Genomic DNA, 17,629 nt, shown 5'->3' with positions numbered 1-17,629 from the left:
GATGGATGAACGCGCTCGACGAGATCATCGGGGCGGTGCGGGCCGACCTGGCGGAGCGGCGCCGGCTCGTTCCGGAGGCCGAGCTTTCGGACCGCGTGGCCGAGGTCGGCCCCGGCCTGGACTGCGCCGCGCTGCTCTCCGGGGCGGACGGCCTGAAGGTCATCGCCGAGGTCAAGCGGAACAGCTCGTCCCGGGGGTGCCTGGCCGACATAGTCGACCCGGCGGGCCTCGCCGCGGAGTACGAGTCGGGTGGCGCCGCGGCGATCAGCGTCCTCACCGAGCGGCACCGCTTCGGCGGCCACCTCGCGGACCTGGACGCGGTCGGGGCGCGGGTGCGGGTGCCGCTCCTGCGCAAGGACTTCATAGTCGACCCGTATCAGCTCTGGGAGACCCGGGCGCACGGCGCGGACCTGGTCCTGCTCATCGTCGCCGCCCTCGAACAGCCGCTGCTCGCCGAGCTGTTGGCGCTCGCCGCCGAGATCGGCCTGACGCCCCTGGTGGAGGTGCACGACGAGACGGAGGTCAAGCGCGCCCTCGACGCGGGCGCCTGGATCATCGGCGTCAACGCCCGCGATCTGCGCACCCTGGAGATGGACCGCGGCATGTTCGCCCGGCTCGCCCCGGAGATACCGGAAGGCGTCGTGCGCATAGCCGAGTCCGGCGTCCGCGGCCCCGACGACGCCTTGGCCTACGCGGCCCAGGGCGCCGACGCGATCCTCGTGGGCGAGTCCGTGGTGACGGGCGGCGACAGCAGGAAGGCGGTGGCCCAGCTGGTGGCGGCGGGGCGGGGGCTTGTGCGGCAGCGGGGGCGGGGGGTTGGTGGGATGGGGTGAGGGGGATTCTTGAGGGGGTGGTGGGGGTTGGTCGCTGAGGCGGTCACCGAGGTGGTGGCTGAGGCGGTGGCTGGGATGGTGCCCGAGCGGGTGCCCGAGCGGGTGCCCGAGCCGATGCCCGGGGCGGCGTCCTGAGCTTGTGCCTGAGTCCGTGCTCGTGCTTGTCCCTGAGTCCGTGCTCGTGCCTGAGTCTGTGCTTGTGCTTGTGCTTGTGAAGTCTGGTCCTGCCTGACCCTGCGGCTTGTGGTCTGCTCGGGTCTTGGGCCTGGGACCTGTAACCCTGCCCGGGCTTGTGACACAGGTTCTTGTGTGCGCCCGCACCCACAGCGGTGCGAGCCCGTGTCCTTCGCGCCCCTGTCCAGCGCGTCCCCGCCCCGCGGGCCTGCCCGATCCACTCGTCGACAGTCCGGCCCGCCCGGCAGATCCACTCGTCGACAGTCCGGCCCGCCCGGCGGACTCGCCCGTCCAGCGCCCGGCGCAACCCGCCCCGCGCCGACGGCCGAAGGCCCCGGTCACCCGGGGCCCGTGGAGTGGTGCTCGTCGGACGATGCTCCTCCCGGCCGTCCCGCTCACGCCCCCTGGTCGCGGCGCTTCGTCGTGACCGTCGCCCACCGGTCGAGCACGGCCGCGGCGGCGCCCGAGTCGATGGCCTCGGCGGCGCGGTCCACCCCGGCGGCGATGCGCTCCGTGGCGGAGGCGGTGCTCGGCTCCAGGGCCGCGAGGCCCGCGGCGGCCGAGAGCAGGACGGCGTCCCGGACCGGGCCGCGGGCGCCCGCGACCAACTCGCGTGCCACCCGCGCGTTGTGCGTCCGGTCGCCGCCGCGCAGCGCGTCCCCGGTGGCGTACGCCATGCCGATGTCCCTCGGGTCGAAGGACTCCTCGCGCACCTCGGAGCCGGAGACCGACCAGACCGTGGAGGTAGTCGTGACCGTCAGCTCGTCCATCCCGTCGTCACCCCGGAACACCAGCGCCGACACGCCCCGCCGGGCGAGGACCGCGGCGAGCAGCGGCGCCAGCCGGGCGTCGGCCACGCCCACCGCGCGGGCCACCGGCGCGGCCGGGTTCGTCAGCGGGCCCAGGATGTTGAAGACCGTGCGGATGCCCAACTCCCGGCGCGGGCCGGCCGCGTGCCGCATCGCCGGGTGGAACAGGGGCGCGAAGCAGAACGTGATGCCCACCTCCTCCGCCACCTCCGCGATCTCCGGCGCGGGCAGGTCGAGCGCCACGCCCAGCTCCTCCAGGACGTCGGCGGAGCCGCACGCGGAGGACGCCGAGCGGTTGCCGTGCTTGACGACACGCGCCCCGGCTCCGGCGGCGACGACGGCCGACATCGTGGAGATGTTGACGCTGTGGGAGCCGTCGCCGCCGGTGCCGACGATGTCGAGCGCGGGCCCGGGCACGGACAGCGGCACGGCGTGCGCGTACATGGCGTCGACCAGGCCGTCGATCTCCTCGGCGGTCTCGCCCTTGGCACGCAGCGCCACCATCAGACCCGCGAGCCGCGCGGGGCCCGCGGCGCCCGACATCACCTGATCCATCGCCCAGGCGGTCTCGGCCGAGGTCAGATCCCTGCGGCTCAGCAGTGCGTTCAGCAGTTCCGGCCAGGTACGGCCCTGTGGCTCATCGGCGGTCACGGGAATTCTCCTCGAATCCTCGAAGAAGAAGAGCACGTCCCTTTCATTCTGGAGAGCGGCGGACGCGCGTTCCAGACCACTTTCCGAGGAGCCGTACGGGCCAATTACAGCAGAACTCAAAGGAGTTCACGAAGCGCAAGAGAGGGAGGGGCCGTGGCCCTGCACATCGCGGTGGACGTCGTCAGGGAATCGAAGCAGTCCCTGACCTCCCAGATACAGCGTTTCATCAGAAAGGAGATAGCGGAGGGCATTCTGCACCCCGGTACGCGACTGCCGTCCAGCCGCCGCCTCGCCGACGACCTGGGCGTCTCGCGCAGCGTGGTCGTCGAGGCGTTCGGGCAACTCGTCGCCGAGGGCTATCTGGAGGCGGTGCGGGGCGCGGGCACCCGGGTGGTGGAACACTGGGACGCCGCGGCCGCCGCGGGACCGGTCGTGCCCGCGCTGCTCGACGAGGGCCCCGACGCCCAGGTGCCCGGCGTCCGCTGGGACCTGAGACCGGGCAGCCACACCTTCGCGGCGTTCCCGCGCCGCGAGTGGCTGAGCTGCTACCAGCGGGTCCTGAACCGCGCGAACGCCACCGACCACGGCTATCCGCCGCCGGCGGGCGAGCCGGTGCTTCGCCGTGAACTCGCCCACTGCCTCGGTCGGTTGCGGGGCGTGCGCACGAGCGCGGACCAGGTGATGGTGGTCGCCGGGTTCGCGCAGACGCTGTCCCTGGTGTGCGCGGCCCTGGCGCAGGACGGAGTGACGGCGCTCGGCATCGAGGACCCGGGGCACCCCGGGCAGCGGCAGTTCGTGCGCGACAGCGGGCTGCGCCCGGTGCCGCTGCCCGTGGACGCCGAGGGCATCGACGTCGAGGCGCTCGCCGCGTCCGGTCTGCGCGCCGTCCTGGTCACACCCGCCCACCAGTTCCCCACCGGCGTCAAACTGTCCGCGAGCCGCCGCGAGGCCCTGGCCCGCTGGGCGCGCGAGACCGGCGGCCTGGTGATCGAGGACGACTACGACGGCGGGCTCTGGTACGAGCAGGGCGGCATCCGTCCGCTCGCCCTCCAGCGCGAGGCCCCCGACCACGTCGTGTACGCGGGCACGGCAAGCAAGACCCTGGCCCCCGGGCTGCGCCTCGGCTGGGTCGCCGCGCCCCGGCCGCTCCTTGACCGGCTGCTGCGGGTGCGTGCCCGGCAGGACCTGGGCACGGACACCCTCACCCAGCTGGCCTTCGCCGAACTCCTGCGCGGTGGCCAGTTCGACCGCCATCTGCGCCGCCTCAACGCCCGCGCCCGCAGCCGCCGCGAGGCCCTGGAGGAGGCGGTGCGCAAGCAGGTGCCCGGCGCCCGGGTCATCGGCCGGGCGGCGGGCCTGCACGCGTATGTGAGGCTGCCCCGGCACGTGGACGAGGCCGCGGTGGTGGCCGGGGCGCTCGACCGCTCCGTCCTGGTGCGCGGCGGCGCGGCGTTCCACGCCCGGCCCGGCCCCACCGCGCCCGCCCTGGTCGTGGGCCACGCGCACCTGCCCCGCTCGGGCGTCACGGAGGCGGTGCGGGAGATCGCGGAGGTGGTCAGGGGGAGATGACCGCGCCGGTGGTGGCCCCGGCCCTGACCCCGGCCCCGGCCCGAGCTGAGCCCCCGACCCCGGCCCGGGACCCGGTGGTGGCCGCAAGGCCGAGGAAGTTCTCCATCATCGCGAGCCCTCCGTTCGTCATGATGCTCTCGGGGTGGAACTGCACGCCCTCCACGGGCAGCGTCCGGTGCCGCAGGCCCATCACGTACCCGTGGTCGAGGGCGGTGGCCGTCGTCACGAGCTGCGCGGGCAGCGGTTCGGCGACGACCAGAGAGTGGTAGCGGGTGGCTTCGAGGGTGTGGCCGAGGCCCTGGAAGACCCCGGCGCCGTCGTGCCGCACCGTGCTGGTGCGCCCGTGCATCACCTGCCCGGCCACCTCGACACGCCCGCCGTACGCGAGCGCGATGGCCTGGTGCCCCAGGCACACGCCGAGCAGCGGCACCCGCCCCGCGAACTCCCGTACCAGCTCCACGTGTCCGGACGCCTCGGGATGCCCCGGACCGGGCCCGAGCACCACCGCGTCGGGCCCGGTCGCGGCCAGGTCGGCGGGGGAGCGGGTCAGCGAGCGCACCACCTGGGTGCGCGCCCCGAGCGTGCGCAGGTACTGGTCGATGATGTGGACGAAGCTGTCGTAGGCGTCGATCAGCAGGACGTTCATGCCGGGGATGCCTCTCTCGTACGGGGCCGGGGGAGTGTCGTACGCGGACGGCGCGCGGGGCGCGGTCGGCGCGGGCGTCGGGAGTGGTGGGGGCGGCGGGGTGAGTCCGCGCGGCCCGAGCGGCCACAGCCGCGGCGCGCCGGTCACGGCAGCAGCTCCGCACCGGTCAGGGCCCAGTACGCGGCGCCCATCTTCGCCAGCGTCTCGCGCCACTCGGCCTCGGGCTCGGACTGGGCGACGAGCCCCGCCGAGCTCTGCGTGGAGTAGGTCTCCCCGTCGTGCTCCACCGTGCGGATGCACAGCGCGAGTTCGCTCCAGCCGCGCACGTCGACCAGGCCGACCGCGCCCGCGTAGGCGCCGCGCCGCTCCCGCTCCAGGCCGTCGACGATCTCCATGGCGCGCACCTTCGGCGCCCCGGTCATGGTGCCCGCGGGGAACGTCGCGCGCACCGCCTGCCAGGTGCCCGTGCCCTCTGCGCCCCCCGCGCCCCCCGCGCCCCCCTCCAGGCGCCCCGACACCGTCGACACCAGGTGGAAGACATGGTGAAGCCCTCCACGGCCATCAGCCGGTCCACCGGCTTGGTGCTCGCCGTGGTCACCCGCCCGATGTCGTTGCGGCACAGGTCGACCAGCATGATGTGCTCGGCCTGCTCCTTGATGGACTCGCGCATCTCCTTGACCCGGCGCTGGTTCTCCTCCTCGTCGGGGCCGCGCCGCGCGGTGCCCGCGATGGGGCGCATCACGATCTCGTCGCCCTCGATCCGGAAGAACAGCTCCGGGCTCGCCCCGATCAGCGTGCGGCCCGCGCGCGGCATCAGATACATGTACGGCGACGGGTTGCGGGCGCGCAGCCGCCGGTAGACGTCGACGGGCGTCAACGCGGTGCGGACGTCGACGCGGTGGCCGATCTGGATCTGGTAGACGTCGCCGACCCCGATGTGCTCCAGGCACGTCCTCGCCCAGCCCAGGAAGGTCTCGCGGTCCACGCTGTCCCGCACGGACTCCGGCCCGGGCGCCTCGGGGACCACCACCGGCCGCCCGCCCGAAGCGGCCGCCCGCGCCGCCTCGTACGCGGCCTCGCACGCCACCTCCCGGGCCCTCGTCGGATCACCGTCCCCGAACGCCCCGCTCGCCGCCCGCAGGTGACGCACCGACCCGTCCGCCAGGTCGTACCAGACGGTGTCCCGGAAGAGCGTCAGCGTGATGTCCGGGGCGCCCGGCGGCTCGGCGCGGGCGGGCAGCGCCTCCAGGTGCCAGGCGGCCTCGTACGCGAGGGACGTGAGGAAGCCGAACGCGTAGGCCGTCGTGGGCAGTTCGGTGTCCAGGGCGAACAGGCGCTGCGCGCGGGCCAGGAAGTCCCAGACCTGGTCGGCGGCGGTGAGGCGGAGCCGGTGCACACCCGGGTCCGGCTCCCGCGGATGGTCCCCGCGCAGGCCGGCCGCGCAGGCCGCCCCGGCGAGCGCCCGGGTGAGGGCGGGCGTGCCGTCGAGGTCGACGTACCCGTCGTACACCCGGATCTCCGCGAGCCGCCCGAAGCCGACGACGGCCGCACGGCGGTCCTGGTCGGCGCCGTCGACGCTCTCGAACAGGAACACCTCGTCCTGGCCGAGGGCCGCGCGCAGCGGGACGTACAGGTCCAGGGGGTCGTGGCGGGGCAGTTCGCTCGCGGTCACCCGCACGTCGACCGGCGTGAAGTCCGGCATGGTGAACTCCTTGTGAATTCGCCGCCGTCGGCTTGTCCCACGGCCGCCTTTCCGTGCTGTCGGAAAGTCAAACAGCGGTGCCGTGAACCGTGCCAGACCAATTCCCGGGACCTGAGGCGGACCAATTCCGAATCGCTTGACCCGGACCGGGGCGCACGGATTCAGTTGTGACGCGTTTCCGTTCCTCCTGTCCTATGTCCGCACGGGGAAGGCCGTCATGGAAGACAGCGCAAGAGCCGACGCACGAGCCGGCGCGATCGCCGACGAAAGGGAAAACGCGGCGGAGAATACGGCCGCCGAATCCTGGCGGGCGTTCCCCGCCCGGCAGCAGCCCGACTGGCCGGACCCGCGCGCCCTGCGGGACGTCACCGACGACCTGGCCACCGCGCCGCCGCTGGTCTTCGCCGCCGAGTGCGACCAGTTGCGGCGGCGCATGGCGGCCGTCGCGCGCGGCGAGGCCATCCTCCTCCAGGGCGGCGACTGCGCCGAGACCTTCGAGCGGGCCACCGCCGACGCGATCCGCGGCAAGCTCCGGACGCTGCTCCAGATGGCCGTGGTCCTCTCGCACGCCACCGCGCTGCCGGTCGTCAAGGTCGGCCGCATGGCCGGGCAGTACGCCAAGCCGCGGTCCAGCGCGGTCGAGGAGCGCGCCGGGGTCGTCCTGCCCTCGTACCGGGGCGACGCGGTCAACGGCCTGGAGTTCACCGAGGCGGCCCGCGTACCCGACCCCCGCCGGCTGCGCGCGATGTACGAGGCGTCGGCGCGCACCCTCAACCTGGTGCGCGCCCTGACCACGGGCGGCTTCGCCGACCTGCGCCAAGTGCACGCCTGGAACGAGGGGTTCGTGGCCGCGTCCGGCGCGGGCGAACGCTACGCACAGCTCGCCGACGAGATCGGCCGCAGCCTCGACTTCATGCGGGCCTGCGGTGTCGACACCCGGGAGCTGGCCACCGCCGAGTTCTTCGTCGGCCACGAGGGGCTGCTCCTGGACTACGAGGCGGCCCTGACCCGCGCCGAGCCCGCGCCCCGCACCGACCCCACGACCCGCGCCGAACCGGGAACCCGCGCCGAGCCCGCGCCCGACCCCGCCACCGGCCGCGCCTACGCCACCAGCGGCCACCTCCTGTGGATCGGCGAGCGCACCCGCGACCTCGACGGCGCCCACGTCGAGTACTTCTCCCGCGTCGCCAACCCCATCGCCGTCAAGCTCGGCCCGACGACGTCCCCCGACACCGTCCTGTCCCTGCTCGACCGGCTCGACCCGGACCGGGAGCCCGGCCGCCTCACGTTCGTGGTGCGCGCGGGCGCCGACCGCGTACGGGACCTGCTGCCCACGCTGGTGGAGAAGGTCAACGCCGAGGGCGCCCTGGTCGCCTGGGTCAGCGACCCGATGCACGGCAACACCACGACGGCGCCCAGCGGCCACAAGACCCGGCGGTTCGACACCGTCCTGGACGAGGTGCGCGGGTTCGTGGAGGTCCACCAGGAGCTCGGCACCCACCCCGGCGGCATCCACGTCGAGCTGACCGGCGACGACGTGACCGAGTGCGTCGGCGGCGGCAACGCCGTCCTGGAGGAGGACCTGCCGCACCGCTACGAGACGGCCTGCGACCCCCGACTCAACCGCACCCAGTCCCTGGACCTGGCGTTCCTGCTGGCCGAGATGTACCGCGGGCACGGCGGGAGCTGACGCGGCGCACCCCGACGCGGTCCGGGCGCACCCGCCCAGGCCTCACCCCGCGCGCAGTGCGTCCTCCACGATCCGCAGCGGCGGCTCGTCCGTCAGGTAGAAGTGCCCGCCGGCCAGCGTGTGCAGCGTGACCGGGCCCCGGGTCTGCTCCCGCCAGGCGGCGGCCTCCGCGGGGCTCACCCGCGTGTCCGCCTCGCCGCGGAGCACCGTGACGGGGCAGTCCAGGAGCGCGTCCGGCTGCCCCGCGTAGCCCGCGACCATCCGGAAGTCCGCGCCCACGTACGGCATCACGAGCTCCAGGAACACCGGGTTGTCGAGCAGCTCGGCGTCCGTGCCGCCCAGTTGGGCGAGGGTACGCAGGACGGCCGCGTCGTCCACCTCGGCGGCGCGCTCCGGGGTGCCGGTCGCCGTGTGCGGGGCGCGGGCCGCCGACGCGAAGAAGTGGCTCACCTCCGCGCCGTCGGCCTGCCAGAGCCGGGCCACCTCGTAGGCCACGAACGCGCCCATGCTGTGCCCGAAGAACGCCGTGGGCCGCCCGTCGGGCAGCGGGCGCAGCTCATCGGCGAGGTCGCGGGCCATCGACTTCAGGTCCGTGGCGGGCGGTTCGGCGATGCGGTCGGCGCGGCCCGGATAGCAGACCGTGTGGACCTCCACGTCCGTGAGCGCCTTGCCCCAGGAGCGGTAGAAGTACGGCGAGCCCCCGGCGTGCGGGAAGCACACCAGGCGGCCCGCCGCGAAGGGCCGTGCCTCGACTGTTTGCGTCCACACCATTGCCGTCCCCCAGTCAGCCGGTCGTCCACCGGCGTGCGACGGCACACCGGTCGGCGTCCATGATTCCACCGCGCGCTGACGACCACCTGACCGCGGAACGTGAGCTGCGGCACCCCGACCGGGCGCGGGGCCCGGCGGCACCCGCCCGCGGCCGACGGCGGCTCGGCCTGTCAGTCCGCTGTCAGGGCCGCCCGGGATCCTGACCGAAGGAGAGGCACCGCCCTCAGCGCCGGCCTCGCGCGGAGCCCGGCCCGCGTCCCCCGTGGCGCGCCCGCCATCCGCCTCTCGGGCTCCGCCGCCCACCCGTGGGCTCCGCCCGCCGCCGCACCGACCAGCACCACCCCGATTCCCAGGGAGCTCCCATGCCGGTGACCCCCCCGACGTACCACTCGATCACCGAGGCGCAGATGATGCCGCGCCTCGTGCGGATCGGCCCGAATCTCTACGGCGCGGTCTTCACCCTGATGAAGCTGCTGCCCGCCCACTTCATCCTCCAACGCGCCCGTGAGCGCGGCGAGCTGCACCACAACACGGTGATCGTCGAGACCACCTCCGGCACCTTCGGGCTCGCCCTCGCCATGCAGGCCGCGCTGACCGAGCGGGAGCTGATCCTGGTCAGCGACCCGGCCATCGACGCGAACCTGTACCGCAGGCTCAGCGACCTCGGCGCGAAGGTCGAGATCTGCCGGGAGCCCGCCGCCGTCGGCGGCTTCCAGGAGGCGCGGCTGCGGCGGCTCGCGGAGATCCGCGCCGCGCTGCCGTCGACGTTCTGCCCCGAGCAGTACACCAACCCCGACAACCCCCGTTCCTACGAGCGGGTCTCCGAGCAGCTGATCCGCACGCTCGGCGCGGTGGACTGCCTGGTGGGCCCGGTCGGCTCGGGCGGCTCGATGTGCGGCACCACGCGCGGCCTGCGCGCGCACAACCCGGACACCCTCGCCATCGGCGTCGACACGCACAGCAGTGTGCTGTTCGGCCAGGACGACGGCCCGCGCACGCTGCGCGGACTCGGCAACAGCCTGTGGCCCGCCAACCTCGACCACGGCGTCTTCGACGAGGTCCACTGGTGTGCCGCCGAGGAGGCGTACGCGCACACCCGCGCCCTGCACGCCCAGCACGCCCTGTTCCAGGGGCCGACGAGCGGCGCCGCCTATCTCGTCGCGCAGTGGTGGGCCCGCCGCAACCCCGACAAGCTGTGCGTGGTGATGATGCCGGACGAGGGCTACCGCTATCAGGCCACGGTGTACGACGACGCCTGGCTCGCGGACAACGGGTACGTCCTCGACCCGCGCCCCGACGCCGAGCCCGTGACCGTCGCCGCGCCCGACGAGGCGGGCGCGGCCTGGACCCGGTTGGCGTGGAACCGGCGCGGCTACGAGGACGTGCCCGGCGTGGTGCCGCGCCCGGCGGGCCGCGACCGCGCGGAACAGGTCCTGTCGTGACGGCCCCACCGCTCGGCGCCCCGGCCCAGGCATCGCCCCAAGTCCCCTCCCCGGCCCCGGACTCGGAGCCGTCCCGAGCCCCGGCCCCGGCCCCGACCACCCCGCCCCCGCCCCCCGGCACCGGCCGCCTCACCGCCGTCCTCGGCCCCCGCACCCGCCGCGTCGTCTACGGCGAACCGACCCCCGCCGACATCCGCGCCGAACTGGACCTCACCAGCACCGTCGACCTCGCGCACGTCGTGATGCTCACCGAGAGCGGGCTGCTCCCCGGCCCCGCCGCCGCGGCCCTCCTGGACCGCGTCGGCCGGCTGCGGGCCGACGGCTTCCGGGACCTCGTGGGCGTACCGGCGCCGCGCGGGCTCTACCTCATGTACGAGGGGCACCTCGTCGCCGCGCTCGGCGCGGACGTCGGCGGCAAGCTGCACACCGGGCGCTCCCGCAACGACCTGAAGGCCACCGTCACGGCGATGCGCCTGCGCGGCGAACTCCTGGAGCTGCTGAGCCAGTTGCTCCGGCTGCAGGCGGCGCTGCTGTCCCGGGCGCGGGTCCACCGGGACGTGGTCATGCCCGTGTACACCCACTTCCAGCCCGCGATGCCCATCACCTACGGCTACTACCTCGCGGGTCTCGCCACCGCCCTCGACCGGGACATCGTGGGCCTCAGGCACACCGTCGACGAACTGGGCCGCCGCTGTCCGCTCGGCGCGGGCGCGGTGGCGGGCACCGACCTGCCGATCCGGCCAGGGCGCACCGCGGCCCTGCTCGGCTTCGCGGGTCCGCCGCTGCACGCCACGGACGCGGTGGCCGCACGCGACACCGCGCTGCGGGCGCTCGCCGCGGCCGCCTCGGCCGGGGTGACCCTGAGCCGTCTCGCCACCGACCTGCAGCTGTGGTCCACGCAGGAGTTCGGCTTCGTGGAGTTCCCGGAGCGGCTCGTCGGCGGCAGCTCAGCCATGCCACAGAAACGGAACGCGTTCCTCCTGGAGCATGTGAAGGCCAAGGCCGCGACGGCCGTCGGCGCCTGGACCGCGTCGGCGTCCGCGATGAAGTCGACGCCGTTCACCAACTCCATCGAGGTCGGCACGGAGGCCGTCGCCGTGGTGTGGCCCGCCCTCGCCGCCGTGCGGGACTCCGTGCTCCTGACCCAGGTCCTGGTCACGGGCGCGCGGCCGGTGCCCGCCCGGATGGAACAGCGTGCCAAGGAGGGCTTCGTGACCGCCACGGCGATCGCCAACCGCCTGGTCGCGCAGGGCGTCCCCTTCCGCACCGCCCACCACGCCGTCGGCGCCGCCGTCCGCGCCGCCGTCGACTCCGGCGCCGCCGAACTCACCGACATCACCCCGCCCGACGGCCACCCCGACCTCGGCGGGGCGCTCCCGCCGCTCGCCGACGTGGTGGCCGACCACGACCGCGGCGGCGGCCCCGGCGCGTGCGACCAGGTCGTGGCCGCGCTGCGCCGACGGCTCGGCGCCCACGCCGACTGGGGCGCGGCCCGCCGGGGACGGCTGCGGGACGCCGACGGCGCGCTCGCGGCGGCCGTGGCGGGGGTCGTCGAGCGGTACGGGCCCGGGCCTTCGGCGGGAGCCGGGTCCGGGGAAGCGACGGGAGGTTCGGGATGAGCAAGGGCGCGTTCCTCGCGTTCGTCGAGAGCAACACCACCGGCACGGGCCGCGAGTTCTGCGCCGCCGCCCGGGCGCGCGGGCTCCGGCCCGTGCTCCTGACCCGGGATCCGGCGCGCTATCCGTACGTCGCCGAGGACGCCGTCGACGTACGGGTCGTGGACACCGGGGATCTGACGGCGGTGCTTGAAGTGTGCGGGGCGCTCGCCGAAGACACCGGAAACGAGGCCGCCTGTGGTCTCGCCGGAGTCGCCTCCAGCTCCGAGTACTTCGTGGCGACGGCCGCCCGCGCGGCGGCCAAGCTCGGCCTGCCCGCCGCCGACGGCGACGCCGTCGCCCGCTGCCGCGACAAGGGCACCCAGCGGGCCGCGCTCGCGGCCCACGGGGTGCCGGTTCCGGCGTTCGCGGAGGCCGGGAGCGTGGCCGACGCGGTGCGGGCGGCCGAGGAGACCGGGTTCCCGGTGGTCCTCAAGCCGGTCAGCGGCTCCGGCTCCGTCGGCGTGCGGCTGTGCCGGGACCCGGCGGAGACCCGCGCCTGGGCCGACCGCCTCCTGGGGCGGGCCACCGACGAACGCGGCACCCCCGTGCCCGCCCGCATCCTGGTCGAACAGGCCGTCCGGGGCCCGGAGTTCTCCGTGGAGACCCTGGACGACCGGGTGGTCGCGGTCGTCGCCAAGCACGTCGGGGCCGAGCCGTACTTCGTGGAGACCGGGCACGACGTACCCGCGCCCGTCCCCGAGGACACGGCGGCCGACCTCGCCGCCACCGCGCTGCGGGCGCTCACCGCCCTCGGCCTCGGCTGGGGCGCGGCCCACACCGAACTGCGCCTGACCGCGCGGGGACCCGTCGTCATCGAGGTCAACCCGAGGCTCGCGGGCGGCATGATCCCCGTCGCCGTCCGGGCCGCCACCGGCGTGGACCTGGTCGACGCGGTGATCGCGCGCGCGTCGGGCCTTGCGCCCGCCCCGGCCGGGACCGGCGCCGGGCACGCCGCCGTCCGCTTCCTGCGGGCGGCGGGGGAGGGGCGGGTCACGGCGGTCGCGGGGCTGCCGGACGCGCTCGCCGCCCCGGGGGTCGTCGCGGCGACCGTCAGCACCGCCGTCGGCAGGGACGTGCGCGTCACGCACTCGTTCCTGGACCGCCTGGCGTGCGTCGTGGCCACCGGGCCCGACCCCGAGGCGGCGGCGCGGCACGCGCGGGACGCGGTGCGCGGAATCGACGTGGAGCTGGGCGAGGCCGCGGAGGGGGACCGATGACCGACCACCAGGCGCAGGCCGCGCCGACGTACGACCCGAAGCGCATGCCCACGTACGACCCGAGGAGCGCCCCGACGTACGCGTCGACCCAAGGGCCCTCCGCGCGTCTCGCCAGGGAGCCCGCCGGTGAACCCGCCACCAGGATCCCCCGCTGGACCGCCCTCCCCGGAGGCAGGCCCGGCACCGGCACCCGCACGGCCCGGCTGCCCGCCGACGTCACCCGGGCCCTGGAGCGCACCGCCGCCGACCTGGGCGCCACCCTGCCCGCACTCCTGCTGGCCGCCCACGCCCGGGTCCTCTCGACCCTCACCAACGAACGCGACCTGCTCATCGGCTACGTACCGCACGAACAGGCCGCGTTCCAGGGGCCGTTGCGCCTCGCCGTGCCCGACTCGACGTGGGCCGAGCTGATCGCGGGCGCGGCCGGGGCGGCGACCTGTCCCGGCGGGGTCCGCCCCGAGGTCACCCTCGACCTGTCAGGGCCGGGCCCGCTGTCGGAGCCGGACTCGCCGTCAGGGCCGGACCCGGCGCACGCCGACCTGCCCGACGACGGCACCGTCCTGCGCGTGCGCCTCGCCCCGGACACGGACGGCGGGCTCGCCCTGCGCGTCACCTACGACACGGCCGCGCTCGACGCCTCGTACGCCGAACGCGTCGCCGGATACCACCTCGCCGCGCTCCGCCTGATCGCCGCCGACCCGGCCGCGCGCCACGACCGGCAGAGCCTGCTCTCGGCGCGCGAGACCGAGACGCAGCTGTACGAATTCGCCGGACCACGAGCGCAGTTGGCGGAGCGGACCTTCGTGGCGGAGTTCCAGGACCGGGTGCGGGCCCACCCCGACGCCCTCGCCGTCGTCCACGGGGAGCGGCGGCTGACGTACCGGGAGCTCGACCGGGCCGCGAACGCCGTCGCCCACGCACTGCTCGCGGCGGGCCTCGCGGCCGAGGGCGTGGTGGCCGTCGTCATGGAGCGCACCCCGGACTGGATCGCCGCCGCGCTCGGTGTCCTCAAGGCGGGTGGCGTCTATCTGCCGATACGCCCCGACTTCCCCGTCGACCACATCGCAGCCCAACTAGCCCGCAGCGAGGCGGTGTTCGCGCTGACGGACGCGGACGGCGAGGGCCCGGCGCGGGAGGCGGCGGCCGCTGTCCTCGCGGGGCCGGATGCCTTCGCGGGGCCGGATGCCCCTGCCGGGCCGACCACCCCCACCCCACCCCAGATCCTCACCGTCCCCCGCATCCTCGCGGCGGGCGGCCCCGACCACGCCCCCGACGTCACCCTGACCCCCGGCCGGGCCGCGTACATCTACTTCACCTCCGGCTCCACCGGCACCCCGAAGGGCGCCCTGTGCGAGCACGCCGGGCTGCTCAACCACCTTCGGGCGAAGATCGACGACATGGGGCTCGCGGGTCCGGCGGGCGCAGGCGGCGGGACCGGCAGGGGAAACCCCGGCGGCAGTGGCGAAGTCGTCGCCCAGACCGCCTCCCAGAGCTTCGACATCTCCCTCTGGCAGTTCGCCGCGCCCCTGCTCACCGGCGCCGCCGTCCACATCGTCGACACCGCCCGACAACTCGGCGTGGACGGTTTCGTGGACGAGATCGTCGACGGTGGTGTCACCGTCGCGCAGGTCGTCCCCTCGTACCTGGAAGTCCTGCTCACCCACCTGGAGAGCGGGCCGCCGCGCCCGCTCGGCGCGCTGCGGGCCCTGTCGGTGACGGGGGAGGCCCTTGCCCTCGGCCTGGTCCGGCGGTGGTTCGCGCTGCATCCGCACATCCGGCTCGTCAACGCCTACGGAGCCACCGAGGTCTGCGACGACACCGTGCACGACGTGCTCGACGCCGTGCCCGAGAGCGACTTCGTGCCGCTCGGCCGCCCGCTGCGCAACGTCAACCCGTACATCCTCGACGCGAACCTGAACCTCGTGCCGCTCGGCTCGACCGGCGAGATCGCCTTCTCCGGCGTGTGCGTCGGCCGTGGCTACGTGGGCGACGAGGAGCGCACCCGGCAGGCCTTCGTGGCCGACCCGTTCCGCGCGGGCGCCCGCATGTACCGCACGGGCGACTTCGGGCGCTGGCTGCCCGACGGGCGCATCGAGTACCTGGGCCGCCACGACGAACAGGTCAAGATCCGCGGCTACCGCATCGAACTCGGCGAGATCGAGCACCGGCTGACGGCGATGCCGGGCGTCCGCGAGGCCGCCGTGGTCGTCGACGGCGGTGCCACAGACACCGCTGCCACCGGTGCCGCCGCGGGCCCGCGCGAGGGCACCGGCGCCCCGCGCCACCTCGCCGCCTTCGTCAGCGGCCCGGGACCGCTGCCCGCCGACCGCGTGCGCGACCACCTCGCCGCCCGCCTGCCCGACTACATGGTGCCGACCTACGTCCACCAACTGGAGCGGCTGCCCCGCACCGGCAACGGCAAGGCCGACAAGCCCGCCCTGGTCCGCCTCGCCGGGACCCTCGGCCACGGCGGCGCCCCGCACGCCGCGCCCGCCACCGCCACCGAACGGCGGCTCGCCATGCTGTGGGCGGAGGTCCTCGGCGTGCCGCTGGAGCGCATCGGCCGTACCGACAGCTTCTTCGAGCTGGGCGGCACGTCCCTCGCCTCGGTACGCCTCCTCGTCCACCTCGACGGCACCCTCTCCCTCGCCCGTCTCACGGCCCACCCGGTCCTCGCCGACCTGGCCGCGGCCGTCGACGGCGCCGGGGCCCCGGGCGGCGCCCTGCTCCAGGAGCTGTCCCTGGTCCGCAACCCGCGCCACACCCTGGTCTGCTTCCCGTACGAGGGCGGGAACGCCGTCAACTATCGCGCGCTCGCGGCCGAGTTGGAGGGCGAGGGCATCGCGGTCCTCGGCGTGGAGCCGCCCGGCCACGACCTCGCGGGCGCCGCGGGCCCCCTCGCGGACGTGCCCCGACTCGCCCGCCGCGTACGGGACGAACTGGCCGCGCGCGCCACCGGCCCCGTCCTGCTCTGGGGCCATGGGGCGGGCGCCGCGCCCGCCCTGGAGACCGCCCGGCTCCTGGAGGCCGCGGGCCACGCCGTCGCGCGGGTCTTCGTCGGCGCCCAGCTCCTCGACGACCCCGCCACCCTGCGCGCCCGGGCCGACCGGGCCGAGGCGGTGGACGACGGCACGCTCCTCGACGGCCTCCGCGCGGGCGCCGCGTACGTCGAGCTGGACGCGCTGGGGCCGGAGCGCGCCGAGGTCGTGGCCCGCGCCTGCCGCCACGACCTCCGGGCCGCGCACACGTACCTCCTGCGGCTGCGCGCCGACCCCGACGCGCACCGGGTGCGGGCGCCCCTGCACGTCGTCGTCGCGCGCGACGACCCGGCCACCGGGCGCTCCGCCCGGTCGCACCTCGAATGGAAGGCGGTCAGCGACCACGTCACGAGCCACGAACTGCCTCTGGGAGGCCACTACTTCGTCAGTACCCGCCCCGCGGACGCGGCGGGAGCGGTGCGGGCCGCGCTGCGCGCCGGGCCGCCGGGGCAAGGAGGAACCACGTGACCACGCACGCACACCTGTTGACCGGCGCGGCCCCGCCCGGCGTGGCGGCCGTCGGTGTCAGCGCGGCCTTCGGCACCTTCGGGGAACTGCTCCAGGGAGTGCTGCCCGAGCGGGACGGCGACTTCCTGGTGACGCTGCCGGTCGCCCGCTGGGCCATGGCCCGCTTCGAACTCGATCGCGGCGCCGAGGAGTTGGCGGTGGTGCCGCCGCACAAGAAGAAGGCGCTCCGCCTCACCTCCATGATCATGGAGGACGCGCGGCGCCCCGGCGGCGGCCTGCTCACCCTCGACAGCACCCTGCCCGAGGGCAAGGGCCTCGCCAGTTCCTCCGCCGACCTGGTGGCCACGGCCCGCGCGGTCGCCAACGCGCTGCGCGAGCCGATGCCGCCGCGCCGCATCGAGACCTACCTCGCCAGGATCGAGCCCACCGACGGCGTGCTGTACCCCTCGGTCGTCGCCTTCCACCACCGCAGTGTGCGGCTGCGCGCGCGGCTCGGCTCGCTGCCGTCGATGGCGGTGGTCAGCGTCGACGAGGGCGGCTCGGTGGACACCGTCGACTTCAACAACATCCCCAAGCCGTTCACCGCCGCCGACAGGCGCGAGTACGCCAGGCTTCTCGACCGCGTCACCCGCGCGGTGGCCCGCCGCGACCTCGCGGAGGTCGGCCGGGTCGCCACGGCCAGCGCCCGGATGAACCAGGTTCTGCGGCACAAGTGGTCCCTGGAGCCGCTGATCGCCATCTGCGCGGACGTCGGCGGCCTCGGCGTCGTCGTCGGCCACAGCGGCACGGCCCTCGGCATCCTCCTGGACACCGCGGCACCCGACTGCCACACCAAGCTCACAGCGGCGGCCCAGCGCTGCCAGGAACTGGCGGGAAACGTGACGGTGTACCGGACGCTGAGCTTCGACTGAGGGCACCACCGGAACAGCACGAAGGCCCTCCGTGATCACGGAGGGCCTTC

General features: G+C 75.1%; 11 protein-coding genes and 1 pseudogene. 8 read left to right on the top strand and 4 right to left on the bottom strand.

Annotated elements, in window-relative coordinates:
* The first annotated feature begins 5 nt into the window (after positions 1 to 5).
* Positions 6 to 833: an indole-3-glycerol phosphate synthase TrpC gene (trpC, locus tag ACZ6BG_RS05810; protein ID WP_468997277.1), complete on the top strand. Its 828-nt coding sequence runs from the start codon at positions 6 to 8 to the stop codon at positions 831 to 833.
* Between the two features lie 569 nt (positions 834 to 1,402).
* Here the strand turns inward: trpC and trpD are convergent.
* Positions 1,403 to 2,467: an anthranilate phosphoribosyltransferase gene (trpD, locus tag ACZ6BG_RS05805; RefSeq protein ID WP_468997275.1), complete on the bottom strand. Its 1,065-nt coding sequence runs from the start codon at positions 2,465 to 2,467 to the stop codon at positions 1,403 to 1,405.
* Between the two features lie 153 nt (positions 2,468 to 2,620).
* Between trpD and pdxR the strand changes: the two genes are divergently transcribed.
* Positions 2,621 to 4,036 (top strand): MocR-like pyridoxine biosynthesis transcription factor PdxR, encoded by a 1,416-nt coding sequence (pdxR, locus tag ACZ6BG_RS05800; protein ID WP_468997272.1) that lies wholly within the window; start codon positions 2,621 to 2,623, stop codon positions 4,034 to 4,036.
* Here the strand turns inward: pdxR and ACZ6BG_RS05795 are convergent.
* Together ACZ6BG_RS05795 and ACZ6BG_RS05790 are read right to left on the bottom strand one after the other, a co-directional pair.
* Entirely contained in the window at positions 4,023 to 4,682 is a 660-nt protein-coding gene (locus ACZ6BG_RS05795) for an anthranilate synthase component II (RefSeq protein ID WP_468997974.1), read from the bottom strand. The two genes, pdxR and ACZ6BG_RS05795, sit on opposite strands and share 14 nt — an antisense overlap.
* 143 nt (positions 4,683 to 4,825) lie before the next feature.
* Positions 4,826 to 6,384, bottom strand: a pseudogene (locus tag ACZ6BG_RS05790) (anthranilate synthase component I family protein).
* Between the two features lie 217 nt (positions 6,385 to 6,601).
* Between ACZ6BG_RS05790 and ACZ6BG_RS05785 the strand changes: the two are divergent.
* Positions 6,602 to 8,074 (top strand): class II 3-deoxy-7-phosphoheptulonate synthase, encoded by a 1,473-nt coding sequence (locus ACZ6BG_RS05785; RefSeq protein WP_468997270.1) that lies wholly within the window; start codon positions 6,602 to 6,604, stop codon positions 8,072 to 8,074.
* Positions 8,075 to 8,116: 42 nt separating this feature from the next.
* Here the strand turns inward: ACZ6BG_RS05785 and ACZ6BG_RS05780 are convergent, their stop codons facing one another.
* Positions 8,117 to 8,845: a thioesterase II family protein gene (locus ACZ6BG_RS05780; RefSeq protein WP_468997268.1), complete on the bottom strand. Its 729-nt coding sequence runs from the start codon at positions 8,843 to 8,845 to the stop codon at positions 8,117 to 8,119.
* A 362-nt stretch (positions 8,846 to 9,207) separates the two neighbouring features.
* Between ACZ6BG_RS05780 and ACZ6BG_RS05775 the strand changes: the two genes are divergently transcribed.
* The 5 genes from ACZ6BG_RS05775 to ACZ6BG_RS05755 are packed head-to-tail and all read left to right on the top strand — an operon-like array spanning position 9,208 to position 17,579.
* Positions 9,208 to 10,287: a cysteine synthase family protein gene (locus ACZ6BG_RS05775; protein ID WP_468997266.1), complete on the top strand. Its 1,080-nt coding sequence runs from the start codon at positions 9,208 to 9,210 to the stop codon at positions 10,285 to 10,287.
* Complete coding sequence (gene argH / locus ACZ6BG_RS05770) at positions 10,284 to 11,906, top strand: argininosuccinate lyase (protein ID WP_468997265.1); 1,623 nt, start codon at positions 10,284 to 10,286, stop codon at positions 11,904 to 11,906. The genes ACZ6BG_RS05775 and argH overlap by 4 nt, the downstream gene beginning before the upstream one ends.
* A complete protein-coding gene (locus ACZ6BG_RS05765; protein WP_468997263.1) occupies positions 11,903 to 13,162 on the top strand; it encodes an ATP-grasp domain-containing protein in 1,260 nt (419 codons plus the stop codon). The genes argH and ACZ6BG_RS05765 overlap by 4 nt, the downstream gene beginning before the upstream one ends.
* Positions 13,159 to 16,668, top strand: coding sequence for a non-ribosomal peptide synthetase (locus tag ACZ6BG_RS05760; RefSeq protein WP_468997260.1), 3,510 nt, complete (start codon positions 13,159 to 13,161; stop codon positions 16,666 to 16,668). The genes ACZ6BG_RS05765 and ACZ6BG_RS05760 overlap by 4 nt, the downstream gene beginning before the upstream one ends.
* A complete protein-coding gene (locus ACZ6BG_RS05755; protein WP_468997258.1) occupies positions 16,665 to 17,579 on the top strand; it encodes a GHMP family kinase ATP-binding protein in 915 nt (304 codons plus the stop codon). The genes ACZ6BG_RS05760 and ACZ6BG_RS05755 overlap by 4 nt, the downstream gene beginning before the upstream one ends.
* Positions 17,580 to 17,629: the final 50 nt, after the last annotated feature.

Source organism: Streptomyces sp. NPDC041205, from assembly GCF_055591765.1.
The sequence above is the reverse complement of the archived record's forward strand: the minus strand, read 5'-3'. Positions and strand labels throughout refer to the sequence as shown.

Excerpts from the sequence above, each read along its gene's own strand:
- ACZ6BG_RS05775 (WP_468997266.1), top strand. The coding sequence starts at position 9,208 with ATGCCGGTGACCCCCCCGACGTACCACTCGATCACCGAGGCGCAGATG.
- ACZ6BG_RS05795 (WP_468997974.1), bottom strand. The coding sequence starts at position 4,682 with ATGAACGTCCTGCTGATCGACGCCTACGACAGCTTCGTCCACATCATC.
- ACZ6BG_RS05785 (WP_468997270.1), top strand. The coding sequence starts at position 6,602 with ATGGAAGACAGCGCAAGAGCCGACGCACGAGCCGGCGCGATCGCCGAC.
- ACZ6BG_RS05760 (WP_468997260.1), top strand. The coding sequence starts at position 13,159 with ATGACCGACCACCAGGCGCAGGCCGCGCCGACGTACGACCCGAAGCGC.
- trpC (WP_468997277.1), top strand. The coding sequence starts at position 6 with ATGAACGCGCTCGACGAGATCATCGGGGCGGTGCGGGCCGACCTGGCG.
- ACZ6BG_RS05765 (WP_468997263.1), top strand. The coding sequence starts at position 11,903 with ATGAGCAAGGGCGCGTTCCTCGCGTTCGTCGAGAGCAACACCACCGGC.
- ACZ6BG_RS05780 (WP_468997268.1), bottom strand. The coding sequence starts at position 8,845 with ATGGTGTGGACGCAAACAGTCGAGGCACGGCCCTTCGCGGCGGGCCGC.